This window comes from Pseudomonas sp. FSL R10-1350 (genome assembly GCF_009600525.1).
Lineage (GTDB): Bacteria > Pseudomonadota > Gammaproteobacteria > Pseudomonadales > Pseudomonadaceae > Aquipseudomonas > Aquipseudomonas helleri.
Genome location: NZ_WIVR01000037.1, coordinates 1 through 14,749, shown reverse-complemented (window position 1 = coordinate 14,749; position 14,749 = coordinate 1). Strand labels below are relative to the sequence as shown.

13 protein-coding genes and 1 pseudogene are annotated in these 14,749 nt (G+C 57.9%); 9 read left to right on the top strand and 5 right to left on the bottom strand.

Annotated elements, in window-relative coordinates; translation table 11 throughout:
* Nucleotides 1-57: 57 nt before the first annotated feature.
* Nucleotides 58-405, bottom strand: a complete 348-nt coding sequence (locus tag GHO25_RS16385) for a DUF6124 family protein (protein ID WP_153391272.1) — start codon at nucleotides 403-405, stop codon at nucleotides 58-60.
* Nucleotides 406-919: 514 nt separating this feature from the next.
* Between GHO25_RS16385 and GHO25_RS16380 the strand changes: the two genes are divergently transcribed.
* Both GHO25_RS16380 and GHO25_RS16375 read left to right on the top strand, forming a co-directional pair.
* Nucleotides 920-1,918, top strand: coding sequence for an RHS repeat-associated core domain-containing protein (locus GHO25_RS16380; RefSeq protein ID WP_153391270.1), 999 nt, complete (start codon nucleotides 920-922; stop codon nucleotides 1,916-1,918).
* 158 nt (nucleotides 1,919-2,076) lie between these two features.
* Nucleotides 2,077-3,168: an RHS repeat-associated core domain-containing protein gene (locus tag GHO25_RS16375; protein WP_153391268.1), complete on the top strand. Its 1,092-nt coding sequence runs from the start codon at nucleotides 2,077-2,079 to the stop codon at nucleotides 3,166-3,168.
* Nucleotides 3,169-3,231: 63 nt separating this feature from the next.
* On the opposite strand, the gene GHO25_RS16370 is transcribed toward GHO25_RS16375, so the two are convergent.
* Nucleotides 3,232-3,579 carry a DUF6124 family protein gene (locus tag GHO25_RS16370; RefSeq protein ID WP_048373969.1) on the bottom strand — a complete coding sequence of 116 codons (348 nt, stop codon included), beginning with the start codon at nucleotides 3,577-3,579 and terminating at the stop codon, nucleotides 3,232-3,234.
* A 514-nt stretch (nucleotides 3,580-4,093) separates the two neighbouring features.
* On the opposite strand from GHO25_RS16370, the gene GHO25_RS16365 reads away from it, so the two are divergent.
* Both GHO25_RS16365 and GHO25_RS16360 read left to right on the top strand, forming a co-directional pair.
* Nucleotides 4,094-5,194, top strand: coding sequence for an RHS repeat-associated core domain-containing protein (locus GHO25_RS16365; RefSeq protein ID WP_153391266.1), 1,101 nt, complete (start codon nucleotides 4,094-4,096; stop codon nucleotides 5,192-5,194).
* A gap of 380 nt (nucleotides 5,195-5,574) precedes the next feature.
* Nucleotides 5,575-6,678, top strand: a complete 1,104-nt coding sequence (locus tag GHO25_RS16360; RefSeq protein WP_153391264.1) for a GlxA family transcriptional regulator — start codon at nucleotides 5,575-5,577, stop codon at nucleotides 6,676-6,678.
* A gap of 89 nt (nucleotides 6,679-6,767) precedes the next feature.
* On the opposite strand, the gene GHO25_RS16355 is transcribed toward GHO25_RS16360, so the two are convergent.
* The 3 genes from GHO25_RS16355 to GHO25_RS16345 all read right to left on the bottom strand — a co-directional run bounded on the left by GHO25_RS16355 (nucleotide 6,768) and on the right by GHO25_RS16345 (nucleotide 8,102).
* Nucleotides 6,768-7,022: a hypothetical protein gene (locus GHO25_RS16355; RefSeq protein ID WP_048384993.1), complete on the bottom strand. Its 255-nt coding sequence runs from the start codon at nucleotides 7,020-7,022 to the stop codon at nucleotides 6,768-6,770.
* A 247-nt stretch (nucleotides 7,023-7,269) separates the two neighbouring features.
* On the bottom strand, nucleotides 7,270-7,686 hold the full coding sequence (locus GHO25_RS16350) for a DUF3010 family protein (protein WP_153391262.1): 417 nt from the start codon (nucleotides 7,684-7,686) through the stop codon (nucleotides 7,270-7,272).
* Nucleotides 7,687-7,700: 14 nt separating this feature from the next.
* Nucleotides 7,701-8,102 carry a lysozyme inhibitor LprI family protein gene (locus tag GHO25_RS16345; protein ID WP_048372358.1) on the bottom strand — a complete coding sequence of 134 codons (402 nt, stop codon included), beginning with the start codon at nucleotides 8,100-8,102 and terminating at the stop codon, nucleotides 7,701-7,703.
* A 229-nt stretch (nucleotides 8,103-8,331) separates the two neighbouring features.
* Here GHO25_RS16345 and GHO25_RS16340 point away from each other — a divergent pair, with 229 nt between their 5' ends.
* From GHO25_RS16340 to GHO25_RS16320, 5 genes and pseudogenes are all read left to right on the top strand, one after another.
* Nucleotides 8,332-9,309, top strand: a complete 978-nt coding sequence (locus GHO25_RS16340; protein ID WP_048372357.1) for a dipeptidase — start codon at nucleotides 8,332-8,334, stop codon at nucleotides 9,307-9,309.
* A gap of 146 nt (nucleotides 9,310-9,455) precedes the next feature.
* Nucleotides 9,456-9,986 (top strand): 4-vinyl reductase, encoded by a 531-nt coding sequence (locus GHO25_RS16335; protein ID WP_048372356.1) that lies wholly within the window; start codon nucleotides 9,456-9,458, stop codon nucleotides 9,984-9,986.
* Between the two features lie 15 nt (nucleotides 9,987-10,001).
* The gene (gene dgcA / locus GHO25_RS16330) at nucleotides 10,002-12,062 is read left to right on the top strand and encodes a dimethylglycine demethylation protein DgcA (protein ID WP_153391260.1); all 2,061 of its coding nucleotides are present in this window, start codon (nucleotides 10,002-10,004) and stop codon (nucleotides 12,060-12,062) included.
* 114 nt (nucleotides 12,063-12,176) lie between these two features.
* Nucleotides 12,177-14,120, top strand: coding sequence for a dimethylglycine demethylation protein DgcB (dgcB, locus tag GHO25_RS16325; RefSeq protein WP_048372351.1), 1,944 nt, complete (start codon nucleotides 12,177-12,179; stop codon nucleotides 14,118-14,120).
* Nucleotides 14,117-14,749: pseudogene (locus tag GHO25_RS16320) on the top strand (electron transfer flavoprotein subunit alpha/FixB family protein); the annotation flags it as partial. The gene dgcB and the pseudogene GHO25_RS16320, both read left to right, overlap by 4 nt.

Below are 14,749 nucleotides of genomic sequence, written 5' to 3'. Positions count from 1 at the left end.
GTGTGCCTTGCGATATTTTCAAATTGACGCGCCTGCTTGCACTCAGGCGCGTGCCGTTTAGTGCGTGACCAGACGGTCCAGCGATGTATCGACAAAGGTCTTGGCCAGCTCCGCCAAGTGCCCGATGGACAGCACCACATCGCGCTGATTGCCGCTCAAACCACTCCCCGCCTCACTCGCCGAAGCAACCATACAGCGCAACAAGTCTGACGCTTGGGCCAAAGCCGCTTCTAAATTGACGCTGCCGGGTATGGCATACATGGCCTGATCCATGTGCCGTGGAGGCTTATGGCTGTGCAGGTAGTAATCAAGAGCGCGATCGGCCGCCGCACGGTCCAGTAACTGTGACGTGCGCTCAACGGCATCGGGGGATGTGACAGGTGGATCGGGTGTCAGTTTTTTCATGGTTACAACTCCGAACTTAATTAAAGGAGCTGTACCTGTCGCTACTAAACGAAGGTGGCAGCCGCACGCAGGTTAGTAGACCGGTAAGTTCGGGACCCGGCGCGCCCGAAGGCGCCCTGCGCACGACCACCATAAAACGCAGGCCGTAAAAAAGCGCCTCGCGGAGGTGGCGCCTTGCGCCGAACTAAACTGGGCTACTAAACCCGACCGCTGTTTTTTGCAGCGATGGCCGAGACTATGCCCCGAATGGAGTGGGCGCAAGCGAACGGGATTTTCTCGGAAGTGTCCTTGGATTGAAAGCGAAACGTCGTACGAAACGGCTGATTTTCACGGTTCCAACACGCGTGGTTGAGCCTGTAGGAGCGAGCTTGCCTCGCGATCTTTTAACGATCAAAAGATCGCGAGGCAAGCTCGCTCCTACAGAGGGTTTATACCTAGCAGATCTGCCAGTAGGCAGCCGCGCTGCGCCGGTGCAAGCTGAGGACTTGTACTTGTACACGACGAGCGTACACACATGCCCACAGTCATCTATGCCTACGACCCACTGGATCGCTTGATCCAGACGGCGGGCATTCGGCGCTTTTACAACCGCTCGCGCATGACCACCGAAATTGAGGGCGCGGTGCAGCGCAGTGTGTTTCAGGTGGGCGATCACGTGTTGGCCGAGGGCGTGGCGGGTGGCAGCAACCTGCTGGCCACCGACCTGCAACGCTCGGTGTTGCACACGGTTAACCCCGATAAAACCCAACCCATTGCTTACAGTGTGTATGGCCATCGCCCGGCTGAAAGCGGCCTGGCCAGTGTGCTGGGCTTTAATGGCGAACGGGCAGACCCGATGACGGGGCATTATGTGTTGGGCAATGGGTATCGGGCGTATAACCCGGTGTTGATGCGTTTTAACAGCCCTGATAGTTGGAGCCCGTTTGGGAAAGGCGGGTTTAATAGTTATGCGTATGTGTTAGGCGATCCAATAAATAATGGCGATAAAACAGGGCATGTTATTAAAGCTTTTTTCACAGCATTAAAATCGTTTGATGAAAGCATATTAGGGGGGGTTATTAGCGCTAAAGGGCGTGTGCAGGCGATCAGTTCCCCTGTGCTCGATACTTCAGAAAGCGTGGTAAAAAAATCTCTCAAAGTCCCCGGATACGCTCAGCGCGTGGACACGACGACTCCTTTTTTAAATCATCTCCCTCCAGAGCTTATATTCAAAGTTACATCGTATCTTCCTTCCTCGGATATGGTGAGCCTTGCGAGCACTTCATCCCATATGAACCATTTAATTCAAGGCGTTTCGGATGCGCGTTATGCGGCTCTCAAACAAGTAGTGGAACCTGGTCTGGATGCATCAACGGTCGCCCTACCCATTTCGGTAAGGTCTGGTCAAGTGGATGGAGTTCTTCCTTCTTCGGCACCTGCCTCTGGAATATCATCGTTTGGAGAAACAGTAATGGCTCGACTCAATGCTGTTAGGCAGGAATCCGGAAAAGTTAAATTTGTAAGCTCACTGTAGTCAGTGTGAATGGCGCGGATTCAGATTTTTACAGGTGTCGACGTGTGTCTTGGTCAGTTCTAATGCGCGAGAGTGGTTGAATTTAAAGTTGCTTAAATATTTACCAGTAGGTGGTCTTAGGTATTGAGTCAACTACCTTATACGGCGAGCGCACATCCATGCCCACAGTCATCTATGCCTACGACCCACTGGATCGTTTGATCCAGACGGCGGGCATTCGGCGCTTTTACAACGGCTCGCGCATGACCACCGAAATTGAGGGCACAGTGCAGCGCAGTGTGTTTCAGGTGGGCGATCACGTGTTGGCCGAGGGCGGGGCGGGTGGCAGCAACCTGCTGGCCACCGACCTGCAACGCTCGGTGTTGCACACGGTTAACCCCGATAAAACCCAACCCATGGCTTACAGCGTGTATGGCCATCGCCCGGCTGAAAGCGGCGTGGCCAGTGTGCTGGGCTTTAATGGCGAACGGGCTGACCCGGTGACGGGGCATTATTTGTTGGGCAATGGCTATCGGGCGTTTAACCCGGTGTTGATGCGTTTTAACAGCCCGGACAGTTTTAGCCCGTTTGGGCGGGGCGGGATTAATAGTTATGGGTATGCGGGGGGCGATCCGGTTAATCGGATTGATCCCAGCGGGCATTTTTGGCGTGCGTTGAAAAATTGGTTGTTTAAGTCAGGTAGTAAAAGATTTCTCGCAGTACAGGCGGCTCCCGTAATTGCCAGACGTAACTCAATCGACCTGGAGAGCCAGTTAATGATGGATTTTAAAGTGTTAATGCCGAATATTTATGTGGGCCGAACAGTAGCCAGTGATCATAAATTCTCGAGGCTTGAGGTAGTGGGGCATGGTGGTTTTTATGAACACGGTGGTAAACAGGTAGGCGTTATTGCTTCTAGTGGCCAAGCGTTTACAGCAGAAGAGCTGGGTAAAGCGCTAGTGTCAAATGGGCTTATGAAGAAGGCCAAAGAGGTCAATTTAATAATGTGTCATTCTGCAGATGTGGCCAGCTATACGGGAAAATCTTTTGCTCAAGAACTCTCTGATTATTTGAATGTACCCGTAACGGGTTACAAGGGGGAGGTACAGCGCAGGCCTTCAAGTTACCTGTTGGATGTTGTTGATAGTACCGCAGCCGATCCAATGGCTCGCTATGTACGCGTGAGTTCAATGGTTTCAGATAGAGCAGCTCTTATCAGGCAAGGGTTATCCAGTGATTACTATAGGCCAGTAACTTTTACACCCGGATAAGCCCGATTTCAATGCAATACGCAGTGCTTTTAACGCGCCTGCTTGCACTCAGGCGCGTGCCGCTTAGTGCGTGACCAGACGGTCCAGCGAGGTATCGACAAAGGTCTTGGCCAGCTCCGCCAAGTGCCCTATGGATAGCACCACATCGCGCTGATTGCCGCTCAAACCATTCCCCGCCTCACTCGCCGAAGCAACCATACAGCGCAACAAGTCTGACGCCTGGGCCAAAGCCGCTTCTAAATTGACGCTGCCGGGTATGGCATACATGGCCTGATCCATGTGCCGTGGAGGCTTATGGTTGTGCAGGTAGTAATCAAGAGCGCGATCGGCCGCCGCACGGTCCAGTAACTGTGACGTGCGCTCAACGGCATCGGGGGATGTGGCAGGTGGATCGGGTGTCAGTTTTTTCATGGTTACAGCTCCAACCTCGTTAAGGGAACTGACACCTGCCGCTACTAAACGAGTGGGTGGCAGCCGTACGCAGGTTAGTAGACCGGTGAGCTTGGAAACCGGCGCACCCTAAGGTGCCCTGCGCACGGCCACCATAAAGCTGCGGCCGAAAAAAGCCTCACTCAGGTGGCGCCTTGCGCCTTGCTCACAAACTGGGCTACTAAACCCGACCGCTGTTTTTTGCAGCGATGGCCGAGACTATGCCCCGAATGGAGTGGGCGCAAGCGAACGGGATTTTCTCGGAAGTGTCCTTGGATTGAAAGCGAAACGTCGTACGAAACGGCTGATTTTCACGGTTCCACCACGCGTGGTTGAGCCTGTAGGAGCGAGCTTGCCTCGCGATCTTTTAACGATCAAAAGATCGCGAGGCAAGCTCGCTCCTACAAGGGCTGTACCTAGCAGATCTGCCAGTAGGCAGCCGTGCAGCGCCGGTGCAAGCTGAGCGCAAGTCCCTGTACACGGCGAGCGTACACACATGCCCACAGTCCTCTATACCTACGACCCGCTGGACCGCTTAATCCAGACGGCGGGTATTCGGCGCTTTTACAACAGCTCGCGCATGACCACCGAAATTGAGGGCGCGGTGCAGCGCAGTGTGTTTCAGGTGGGCGATCACGTGTTGGCCGAGGGCGGGGCGGGTGGCAGCAACCTGCTGGCCACCGACCTGCAACGCTCGGTGTTGCACACGGTTAACCCCGATAAAACCCAACCCATGGCTTACAACGTGTATGGCCATCGCCCGGCTGAAAGCGGCGTGGCCAGTGTGCTGGGCTTTAATGGCGAACGGGCTGACCCGGTGACGGGGCATTATTTGTTGGGCAATGGCTATCGGGCGTTTAACCCGGTGTTGATGCGTTTTAACAGCCCGGACAGTTGGAGCCCGTTTGGGAATGGTGGAATTAATTGTTATGGGTATTGTGGTGGGGATTCGATAAATAGACGTGATGACAGTGGGCATGCTGTTTTTTTCTTGAGCGGTAAGGGGGCAGCAAGCAGTGCGGGCTTTTTCTCATGGTTGCTATCTAAGCGCAGCTCAAAGTCCTCGACTAAATATGCAGCTCGTTTTGGGGCAGCAGTGAATAAAGAGACTGTAGAGTTCTTTCGAATTTCAGAGTTGGAGCCTGGTATTTTTGCTGCTTATGACCGCAGGGCCACGGGTGAGCTGAGATTGACGTTGCATGGCCACGGTAATGTTGGATATATCGTCAATGATGCAGGGCAAGGGCTAACCGCTTCTTATTTGGCTCGGCTTGTTAAGAAAAAGGGATATAACGAACATACGACATCCAGAATTTGGTCATGTTATTCGGGCGCGGGGGATGCCGGATCTTTAGCTCAGGCTTATGCGGATATTACTCAGCAGAGTGTTAAAGGCATGGAAGTGAAGTTGGCGGCAACATTTGGACCTAAACAAATAATGGAGGCTTTCCATAGCAAAGAGATAATTTTGAATATTCGTGACAGAGTCAGAGTAGAAAAAAAATATACTGCTCTGAAAAGTGCAGAACAGTTTGAAAGTAACGAGAGTGCATTTCCAGGGTATCGGAGCCGAGTGTTTACTCCCTCGGTAAGATGAAGACTTGATTTTACTGTCGGGTGGGCGACGTCTAGCGCTTTCTGTTCGGCGCGCTTTTTAAGCGCACCGCGCCCTCTTTAAGCGCACATCCCCACCTGCACCTTTGGTGACACGGTGCGTTCCTACGTGTTTCCCACAAGTGCTACCGATTTGCTCAACACGGCTCTGCGCCCTGCGCTACGTCTGTTTAGACGGTGTTTAGAGCCGTGTTCGGCACCTCCCACCTAGACGCATTACGACGTCGTTTTCAGATTTTATTGAATACCTATTCAAGTTTAGGCGCGGCATTTGCATTGTCATGGCAAAGCCCCCGTAAACGGTGGGTCATAACAAGAGCCTGCGCCTGGGGCCATCACCCGCTTTGTGTGAGGAGATACCGCATGACGTCGTTCAACTCCGGGGCCCAACCCCAGAACCGTACGCCTAAATCCATCGGCTTTCTGCTGCTGGACAATTTCACACTTATTTCTTTGGCGTCTGCGATTGAGCCCCTGCGCATGGCCAATCAGTTGTCGGGCCGCGAGTTGTATCGCTGGAGCACCTTAAGCGCTGACGGTAGCCAGGTGTGGGCCAGCGATGGTTTGCAAATTACCCCCGACGCCAGCATGCACAAGGCGCCGGCGCTGGACATGGTGATTGTGTGCGGCGGTATCGGCATTCAACGCACTGTGACCCGCGAACACGTGTCTTGGCTGCAAAGCCAGGCGCGCCAATCGCGCCGTTTGGGTGCGGTGTGCACCGGCAGTTGGGCGCTGGCGTATGCCGGGCTGCTGGACGGTTTTGATTGCAGCGTGCATTGGGAATGTCTGGCTTCGATGCAGGAAGCCTTCCCTCGGGTGTCCATGAGCACCCGTTTGTTTACCCTGGATCGCAGCCGCTCTACCAGCTCGGGTGGCACGGCGCCGATGGACATGATGCTGCATTTGATCAGCCGCGATCATGGCCGCGAATTGTCGGCCGCCATTTCGGAAATGTTTGTGTACGAGCGCATTCGTAACGAACAGGACCATCAGCGTGTGCCGCTCAAGCACATGCTGGGCACCAATCAGCCGAAGTTGCAGGAAATCGTTGCGCTGATGGAAGCCAACCTTGAGGAGCCCATCGACCTCGATGAGCTGGCGGTGTACGTGACCGTGTCGCGTCGCCAGCTGGAGCGGCTGTTCCAGAAATACTTGCACTGCTCGCCGTCGCGCTACTACCTCAAGCTGCGCCTGGTGCGTGCGCGCCAATTGCTCAAACAAACGCCGATGTCGATTATCGAAGTGGCGGCGGTGTGCGGGTTTGTCTCGACGCCGCATTTCTCCAAGTGTTACCGCGAGTACTTTGGCATCCCGCCACGTGATGAGCGTGTGGGCTCCAATACTGCACAGCAAACCACCTTGGTGCCGATCCCGCAGTCCCTGCTGCTGAGCCCGCTGGCCGGGCCGATGGCATCGCTGCATCAGGCACGGCACGAGTCGACGTTTGCCAGTGTGAGGGTGTAGTCAAAGCCTCTGTAGGAGCGAGCTTGTCTCGCGATCTTTTAACGGTTCAAAAGATCGCGAGGCAAGCTCGCTCCTACAGGGGGTTACGCTCACACCCGGCTTTGCTTGTATTGCACCAGCCCCGGCAGCAATTGCTGGTCGATGGCCTGGCGCACGGCGGGCAAGATGGTTGCGCTGCCGGTGTAGAGCTTTTCTACCAGGCCCTTGAGTGCGCGCGCGTTGGTCTCGTTCAGGCCGCACACCACCGCAGAGCAGGCTTGCTCGGCGTTACCCGACACGTCAAAGCCCAGCGAGCGCAGTTGGCTCAGCAGGTCCTGCTCATCAATCAAGTCTGCGTGCATCATGCTTTTTATCCTTTCACAGAGAGGCGATCGAAGCTTGATTCTGGTAGGGCTTCCACGAACGGGCAAGCGAGGTTTGGCGCGATGTCTGGTATGCCTAAGAACAGGTCGTTTTTGGCTAAGTGCCAAGGCGCGGGGCCGGGCAGACTGGGCTCAGTAACACTGCCTGAGGTTTGGTCACCGTCACGGCACTCACACCCTTGGCCCCGGCACTGTCACGGCAGTTTCGGGGCTTTTTTGTGCCTGGCGTTCAGCCCTTGAGCAGCGCTGCGCAGGCGGTTTTGTAGGCGTCGTGCTGGTATTTGTTAAGCGAGGCTGGCAGCTCATACGCGTGCTTTTTAAATTGCGCGTTAAGGGTTTGCGGCGACAGTAACTGCACCTCGCAACCCTCCAGCAATTGCAGGATGCCTTCGATTTTGAAGGTGGTGGGGCCACCGGCAAACTCGCCTTTTTTGCTGCGTTTTTTGATCGCGATGCGGGTGATGGCGTTGGCCTTCACACAGTCGGCCAGTTGGGCGGCGAAGGCTTTGACGCTGGTGGCGTTTTCATCGTCGTCCAGGGCAATTTTTTTGGTGCTGATGGCCACGTGCTCAAGGCCGCCAGCGCCCTGGGTGGCCAGGGCAAAAATGGCTTCACTGCCTTTGATTTCAATCCCGCAAATAGTCATACGCGCCTCATGGGTCATTCCTGACCAATCGATTCCAGAAACTCCGAGCGGTCATCGCTGACTGCCGCAATGCAGTCGTTTTGGGCAATGTTGAACGCCTCGGTGCCGGCTTTGGCCGGGAACACCACAATCGCGCAATCGGCATCGCGCTGGTGCACCCACAGGGTCTGCGCGGTTTTGATTTTGCTGGTGATGTTGTTGAGCTGCGTGGCATTGGCGCCGTACAGCGCGTTGATGCGCGCTTGCAGGGCTTCGAAGTTTTCAGCCAACAACTGTTCGGCGGTATTGCGGCTAAACACCGAGCACGCCAGCGTTTGCTGGTCGTTTTCGACGGCATCACACGGGTTGTGGTCGGCATCATCGGCTGCAGCTGCGCCACTGGTGATCAACGCCAAGGCCAGGAGAATCGATTTCATTGCGGCTTCCTAATCCATAGTTGAGGCGGATTCTGGCTTAAGCGCCGCGCAAAAGACAGTCACCGGCGCATCGGCTGGCGTTCTGGTCGCTAGCGCTTTGTCGCGCATTGACGCTTTCGGCAATCGCGTTGTCGCTTTTGCACCCGGCTGTTTTTACCCCCAAGCCTATGCTGGCCCCAAAGCGCCGGCAGACGATTCGGCGCAGCAAACGCCTATAAGGGGACGCCTGATGAGCCCAGCCGAGTTGCACGCAGACAGCATCGTTATCGACGGGCTGATCATTGCCAAATGGAACCGCGAGTTGTTTGAAGACATGCGCAAAGGCGGGCTCACGGCCGCCAACTGCACGGTGTCGGTGTGGGAGGGCTTTCAGGCCACAATCAATAACATTGTCGCCAGCCAAACCCTTATTCGCGAAAACAGCGACCTGGTGATCCCGGTCAAAACCACGGCCGACATCCGCCGCGCCAAGTCTCTGGGCAAAACCGGGATCATTTTTGGCTTCCAGAATGCCCATGCGTTTGAAGATCAACTGGGCTACATCGAGATCTTCAAACAGCTCGGCGTGGGCGTGGTGCAGATGTGCTACAACACGCAAAACCTGGTGGGCACCGGCTGCTATGAACGCGATGGCGGGCTGTCGGGTTTCGGCCGCGAAGTGGTCGCTGAAATGAACCGCGTGGGCATCATGTGCGACCTGTCACACGTGGGCTCCAAAACCAGCGAAGAGGTCATCCTCGAATCGAAAAAACCGGTCTGCTACTCGCACTGTTTGCCGTCCGGGCTTAAAGAACACCCGCGTAATAAATCCGACGCTGAACTCAAATTCATTGCCGACCACGGCGGCTTTGTCGGCGTGACCATGTTCGCGCCCTTTTTGGCCAAGGGCATTGAGTCGACCGTCGACGACTACGCCGAAGCCATTGAATACACCATGAACATCGTGGGCGAAGACGCCATCGGCATCGGCACCGACTTCACCCAGGGCCATGGCCAGGATTTCTTCGAAATGCTGACCCACGACAAAGGCTACGCACGGCGTCTGACCAGCTTCGGCAAGATCATCAACCCGCTGGGCATCCGCACCGTGGGCGAGTTCCCCAACCTCACCGAAACCCTGCTCAAGCGCGGCCACAGCGAACGCGTGGTGCGCAAGATCATGGGTGAAAACTGGGTCAACGTCCTCAAAGACGTCTGGGGCGAGTGACGCATCTCATCCTGTAGTCGCTGCCGCAGGCTGCGATGGGTTGCGCAGCGACCCTAAGATTTTGAAGGTCCTTCGGCCCTTATCGCAGCCTTCGGCAGCGACTACAGGGATCCAGGCTAATGCATCGAATTTTGGAGTTTTATTCCATGGCTAAAATCGCCCCGCAATTACCCATCGAAGTCGACAGCGAGACCGGCGTCTGGACCTCTGACGCGCTGCCGATGCTCTACGTGCCACGGCACTTTTTCGTCAACAACCACATGGGCATCGAAGAGGTGCTGGGCGCTGACGCCTATGCCGAGATCCTCTACAAGGCGGGCTACAAATCGGCCTGGCACTGGTGCGAAAAAGAAGCCGAATGCCATGGCCTGGAAGGCGTGGCGGTGTTCGAGCATTACATGAAGCGCCTGTCGCAACGTGGCTGGGGCTTGTTCACCATTGAAGACATCGACCTGGACAAAGGCACCGCCACCATCAAGCTCGAACACTCCTGTTTCGTGTACGTGTACGGCAAGGTCGGGCGCAAGGTCGACTACATGTTCACCGGCTGGTTTGCCGGGGCCATGGACCAGATTCTGCAAGCGCGCGGCAGCCAGATTCGCACCGTGGCCGAACAGGTCTACAGCGGATCCGAAGAAGGCCACGACCACGGTCTGTTTATCGTCAAGCCGCTGTAAATCGAGGATCGGGATATGGCGTTCGAAGCAATGTTTGAGCCGATTCAAATCGGCAAACTGACCATTCGCAACCGCGTGCTGAGCACCGCACACGCCGAGGTGTATGCCACGGACGGCGGCATGACCACGGCGCGCTACGTGCAGTACTACGAAGAAAAAGCCAAGGGCGGCATCGGCCTGGCGATTTGTGGCGGCTCGTCCGTGGTGGCCATCGACAGCCCGCAGGAGTGGTGGAGTTCGGTCAACCTGAGCACCGACCGCATCATCCCGCATTTTCAAAACCTGGCCGACGCCATGCACAAGCACGGCGCCAAAATCATGATCCAGATTACCCACATGGGCCGTCGCTCGCGTTGGGACGGCTTTAACTGGCCCACCTTGATGTCGCCGTCCGGCGTGCGTGAGCCGGTGCACCGTGCCACCTGCAAAACCATCGAGCCGGAAGAGATCTGGCGCATCATCGGCAACTACGCCAGCGCGGCGGGTCGGGCCAAAAAAGGCGGGCTCGATGGCGTGGAACTATCGGCGGTGCACCAGCACATGATCGATCAGTTCTGGAGCCCACGGGTGAACAAGCGCACCGATGAATGGGGCGGCAGTTTTGAAAACCGCATGCGCTTCGGGCTGGAAGTGCTCAAGGCCGTGCGTGCCGAAGTGGGTCCGGATTTCTGCGTGGGCATCCGCCTGTGCGGCGACGAGTTCCACCCCGATGGCTTGAGCCACGAGGACATGAAACAAATCGCCAAGTACTACGACGACACCGGCATGCTCGACTTTATCGGCGTGGTCGGCTCGGGCTGTGACACCCACAACACCCTGGCCAACGTGATCCCTAACATGAGCTTCCCGCCGGAGCCGTTTTTGCACTTGGCGGCGGGCATCAAGGAAGTGGTCAAGGCGCCGGTGCTGCATGCGCAAAACATCAAAGACCCCAACCAGGCCACACGGATTCTGGAGGGGGGCTACGTCGACATGGTGGGCATGACCCGTGCCCACATTGCCGACCCGCACCTGATCGCCAAAATCAAAATGGGCCAGGTCGACCAGATCAAACAATGCGTGGGCGCCAACTATTGCATCGACCGCCAGTACCAAGGGCTGGACGTGCTGTGCATTCAGAACGCTGCTACCTCCCGTGAATACATGGGCGTACCGCACATCATCCAGAAAACCACCGGGCCCAAGCGCAAAGTGGTGGTGGTCGGCGCAGGTCCGGCCGGGATGGAAGCCGCCCGCGTGGCCGCCGAGCGCGGGCACGACGTGACCCTGTTCGAGAAAAACGAGGCCATTGGCGGGCAAATCAGCATCGCCGCCAAAGCCCCGCAACGTGACCAGATGGCCGGTATCACCCGCTGGTTCCAGCTGGAGCTGGCGCGCTTGAACGTCGACCTGCGTTTGGGCACGGCGGCCGATGTGGCGACCATTCTCGACCTGCGCCCCGACATCGTGGTGCTGGCGGTGGGCGGGCACCCGTTTGTAGAGCAGAACGAACATTGGGGCGCCGCTGAGGGCTTGTCGGTGAGCAGTTGGGACGTGCTCGACGGCAAAGTGGCGCCGGGTAAAAACGTGCTGGTGTACGACACCATTTGCGAGTTCACCGGCATGTCCGTGGCCGACTTTATGGCCGACAAAGGCTCGCAGGTCGAGATCGTCACCGACGACACCAAGCCCGGTGTGGCGGTGGGCGGCACGTCGTTCCCGACCTACTACCGCAGCCTGTACCCCAAAGAAGTGATCATGACCGGCGACATGATGCTGGAGCGCGTGTACCGCGAAGGCGACAAGGTGATTGCCGTGCTGGAGAACGAATACACCGGCGCCAAGGAAGAGCGCGTGGTGGACCAGGTGGTGATTGAAAACGGCGTGCGCCCGGACGAAGAGCTGTATTACGCGCTCAAACCCGACTCGCGCAACAAGGGCCAGATCGACGTTGAAGCGCTGTACGCGATCCAGCCGCAACCCTGCCTGAGCGAAGCGGGTGACGGCTACTTGTTGTTCCGCCTCGGTGACTGTGTGGCGCAGCGCAACGTGCATGCCGCCATCTATGACGCCCTGCGGTTGTGCAAGGATTTCTAAGCAGCGCCCCATACCTCTGTAGGAGCGAGCTTGCCTCGCGATCTTTTGATCGTTGAAAAGATCGCGAGACAAGCTCGCTCCTACAGGGATCGTGTGAGACCCGGGAGCTTCATCATGTTGACTATCATCCTCCCCATCCTGTTATTCGCCGCCCTCGCGCTCGCCATTCTGGGCGCGGTGCGGCGCATGGCTATGTGGCGTCGTGGCCGTGCGTCGAAGGTCGATCTGCTCGGCGGCCTGCTGGCCATGCCGCGTCGCTACATGGTCGATCTTCACCACGTGGTGGCACGCGATAAATACATGGCCAACACTCACGTGGCCACGGCGGGCGGGTTTGTTCTGGCGGCGGTGCTGGCGATTGTGGTGCACGGCTTTGGCGTGCATAACCAGATCCTCGGTTACGCCTTGCTGTTCGCCACGGCGCTGATGTTTATCGGCGCGCTGTTTGTGTTTAAACGCCGCCTCAACCCGCCGAGCCGCTTGTCCAAGGGCCCGTGGATGCGCCTGCCGAAAAGCCTGCTGGCGTTTTCAGCGAGCTTTTTTATCCTCACCTTGCCGGTCGCCGGGGTGCTGCCCGAAGGCTTTGGCGGCTGGTTCCTCGCGGCATTGCTGGCAGTGGGCGTGGCGTGGGGCGTGTGTGAATTGTTTTTGGGCATGACCTGGGGCGGGCCCATGAAGCACGCCTTCGCCGGGGCGCTGCACCTGGCCTGGCACCGCCGCGCCGAGCGCTTTGGGGGCGGCCGTTCTACCGGCCTCAAAGCCCTCGACCTGACGGATCGCAGCGCGCCGTTGGGCGTAGAAAAACCCAAGGATTTCACCTGGAACCAACTGCTTGGTTTCGACGCCTGCGTGCAGTGCGGCAAGTGCGAAGCGGCGTGCCCGGCGTTTGCCGCAGGGCAACCGCTGAACCCGAAAAAACTTATTCAAGACATGGTCGTGGGCCTGGCCGGTGGCACCGACGCGCACTTCGCTGGCAGCCCGTACCCCGGCAAGCCGATTGGCGAGCACGGCGGCAACCCGCATCAGCCGATCGTCAATGGTTTGGTCGACGCTGAAACGCTGTGGTCGTGCACCACCTGCCGCGCCTGCGTGGAAGAGTGCCCGATGATGATCGAGCACGTAGACGCCATCGTCGACATGCGCCGCTTCCTCACCCTGGAAAAAGGCGCGACGCCGAACAATGGGGCGCAGGTGCTCGACAACCTGATCGCTACCGACAACCCCGGCGGTTTTGCACCCGGTGGGCGGATGAACTGGGCCGCTGATTTGAACCTCGACGTGATGCGCGACACGCCATCGGTCGACGTGCTGTTCTGGGTCGGTGACGGCGCGTTCGACATGCGCAACCAGCGCACCTTGCGCGCCTTCGTCAAAGTGCTGAAAGCGGCCAAGGTCAGCTTTGCCGTGCTCGGCCTGGAGGAGCGCGACAGCGGCGACGTGGCCCGGCGTTTGGGCGATGAAGCAACGTTTCAGGCGCTGGCCAGGCGCAATATTCAGACCCTGGCCCAGTACCGCTTCAAGCGCATCGTTACCTGCGACCCGCACAGTTTTCATGTGCTGAAAAACGAGTACCCAGCCTTTGGTGGCGAGTACCTGGTGCAGCATCACAGCACTTACATGGCCGAGTTGCTGGCCGCCGGACAATTGAACGTGAGCGCCGATACCGGTGGCAGCGTGACGTATCACGACCCGTGCTATTTGGGCCGCTACAACGGTGAATACGAGGCGCCGCGTGCAGTGCTGCGGGCGCTGGGCATTGAAGTCAAAGAGATGCAGCGTTCGGGCTTTCGCTCACGGTGCTGCGGCGGTGGCGGCGGCGCGCCGATTACCGACATCCCCGGCAAGCAGCGTATCCCCGACATGCGCATGGACGACATTCGCGAAACCGGCGCCGAGCGCGTGGCCGTGGGCTGCCCGCAGTGCACCGCCATGCTTGAAGGCGTGGTTGAGCCACGGCCGTTGATCAAAGACATTGCTGAACTGGTGGCCGATGCGCTGGTTGAACCCGCAGCGCCGGTCAAAGCCACCCAGCGTGCTCCCGAAGAGGTGATCGCATGAGTGACATTATTCGCCGCGACCCGCGTGCCGAGTGGATCGCCCGTAACCGCTTGCACCCGTTGCACGCAGCTCTGCAGCCAACGCAGCAAAGCTGGATGGGGCCTAACGGTGTCCTGCGCAAAAACGTCCACGGGGTGGGTTTTATCGGCCCCAACGGCATCAAGCGCATCGACCGCAGCGGCGTGCAGCAGGGCGGCGCGAGCAAGCGCACAGCCCGGGTTGAGGTGCAATTGCCGTTGCATCAAGTGCCCGCCCCGGCGTTTTACATCGCCGTGGTGCCGGACATGGTCGGTGGCCGCTTGAGCAGCCATGACCGCGACCTGCTCGGGCTTGCCCACCAACTGGCGGGTGCAGACGGCGCGGTGCTGGCGGTGGTGTTCGGTGACTCCAAAGAAACCGCGTTTGCCACGGCCGGTGTCGACCGCTTGTTACAGCTCGACAGCCAGGGTTATGCACCGGAACAACAGGTGTTGAGCTTGCGGGCTGTGGATAACCAGTTCACGCCCAAGCATTGGTTGCTGCCCGACAGCCTTTCGGGTGGCGGTGAACTGGGGCGGCGTTTGGCGGCCAGCCTGGGCGAACGCCCGGCGACACGCGTGTGGCAAATCAAGGACGGCCAGTGCGTGGGC

Excerpts from the sequence above, each read along its gene's own strand:
- GHO25_RS16380 (WP_153391270.1), top strand. The coding sequence starts at position 920 with ATGCCCACAGTCATCTATGCCTACGACCCACTGGATCGCTTGATCCAG.
- GHO25_RS16365 (WP_153391266.1), top strand. The coding sequence starts at position 4,094 with ATGCCCACAGTCCTCTATACCTACGACCCGCTGGACCGCTTAATCCAG.
- GHO25_RS16355 (WP_048384993.1), bottom strand. The coding sequence starts at position 7,022 with ATGATGCACGCAGACTTGATTGATGAGCAGGACCTGCTGAGCCAACTG.
- GHO25_RS16385 (WP_153391272.1), bottom strand. The coding sequence starts at position 405 with ATGAAAAAACTGACACCCGATCCACCTGTCACATCCCCCGATGCCGTT.
- GHO25_RS16370 (WP_048373969.1), bottom strand. The coding sequence starts at position 3,579 with ATGAAAAAACTGACACCCGATCCACCTGCCACATCCCCCGATGCCGTT.
- dgcB (WP_048372351.1), top strand. The coding sequence starts at position 12,177 with ATGTTGACTATCATCCTCCCCATCCTGTTATTCGCCGCCCTCGCGCTC.
- GHO25_RS16360 (WP_153391264.1), top strand. The coding sequence starts at position 5,575 with ATGACGTCGTTCAACTCCGGGGCCCAACCCCAGAACCGTACGCCTAAA.
- GHO25_RS16340 (WP_048372357.1), top strand. The coding sequence starts at position 8,332 with ATGAGCCCAGCCGAGTTGCACGCAGACAGCATCGTTATCGACGGGCTG.
- GHO25_RS16345 (WP_048372358.1), bottom strand. The coding sequence starts at position 8,102 with ATGAAATCGATTCTCCTGGCCTTGGCGTTGATCACCAGTGGCGCAGCT.
- GHO25_RS16350 (WP_153391262.1), bottom strand. The coding sequence starts at position 7,686 with ATGACTATTTGCGGGATTGAAATCAAAGGCAGTGAAGCCATTTTTGCC.
- dgcA (WP_153391260.1), top strand. The coding sequence starts at position 10,002 with ATGGCGTTCGAAGCAATGTTTGAGCCGATTCAAATCGGCAAACTGACC.
- GHO25_RS16375 (WP_153391268.1), top strand. The coding sequence starts at position 2,077 with ATGCCCACAGTCATCTATGCCTACGACCCACTGGATCGTTTGATCCAG.
- GHO25_RS16335 (WP_048372356.1), top strand. The coding sequence starts at position 9,456 with ATGGCTAAAATCGCCCCGCAATTACCCATCGAAGTCGACAGCGAGACC.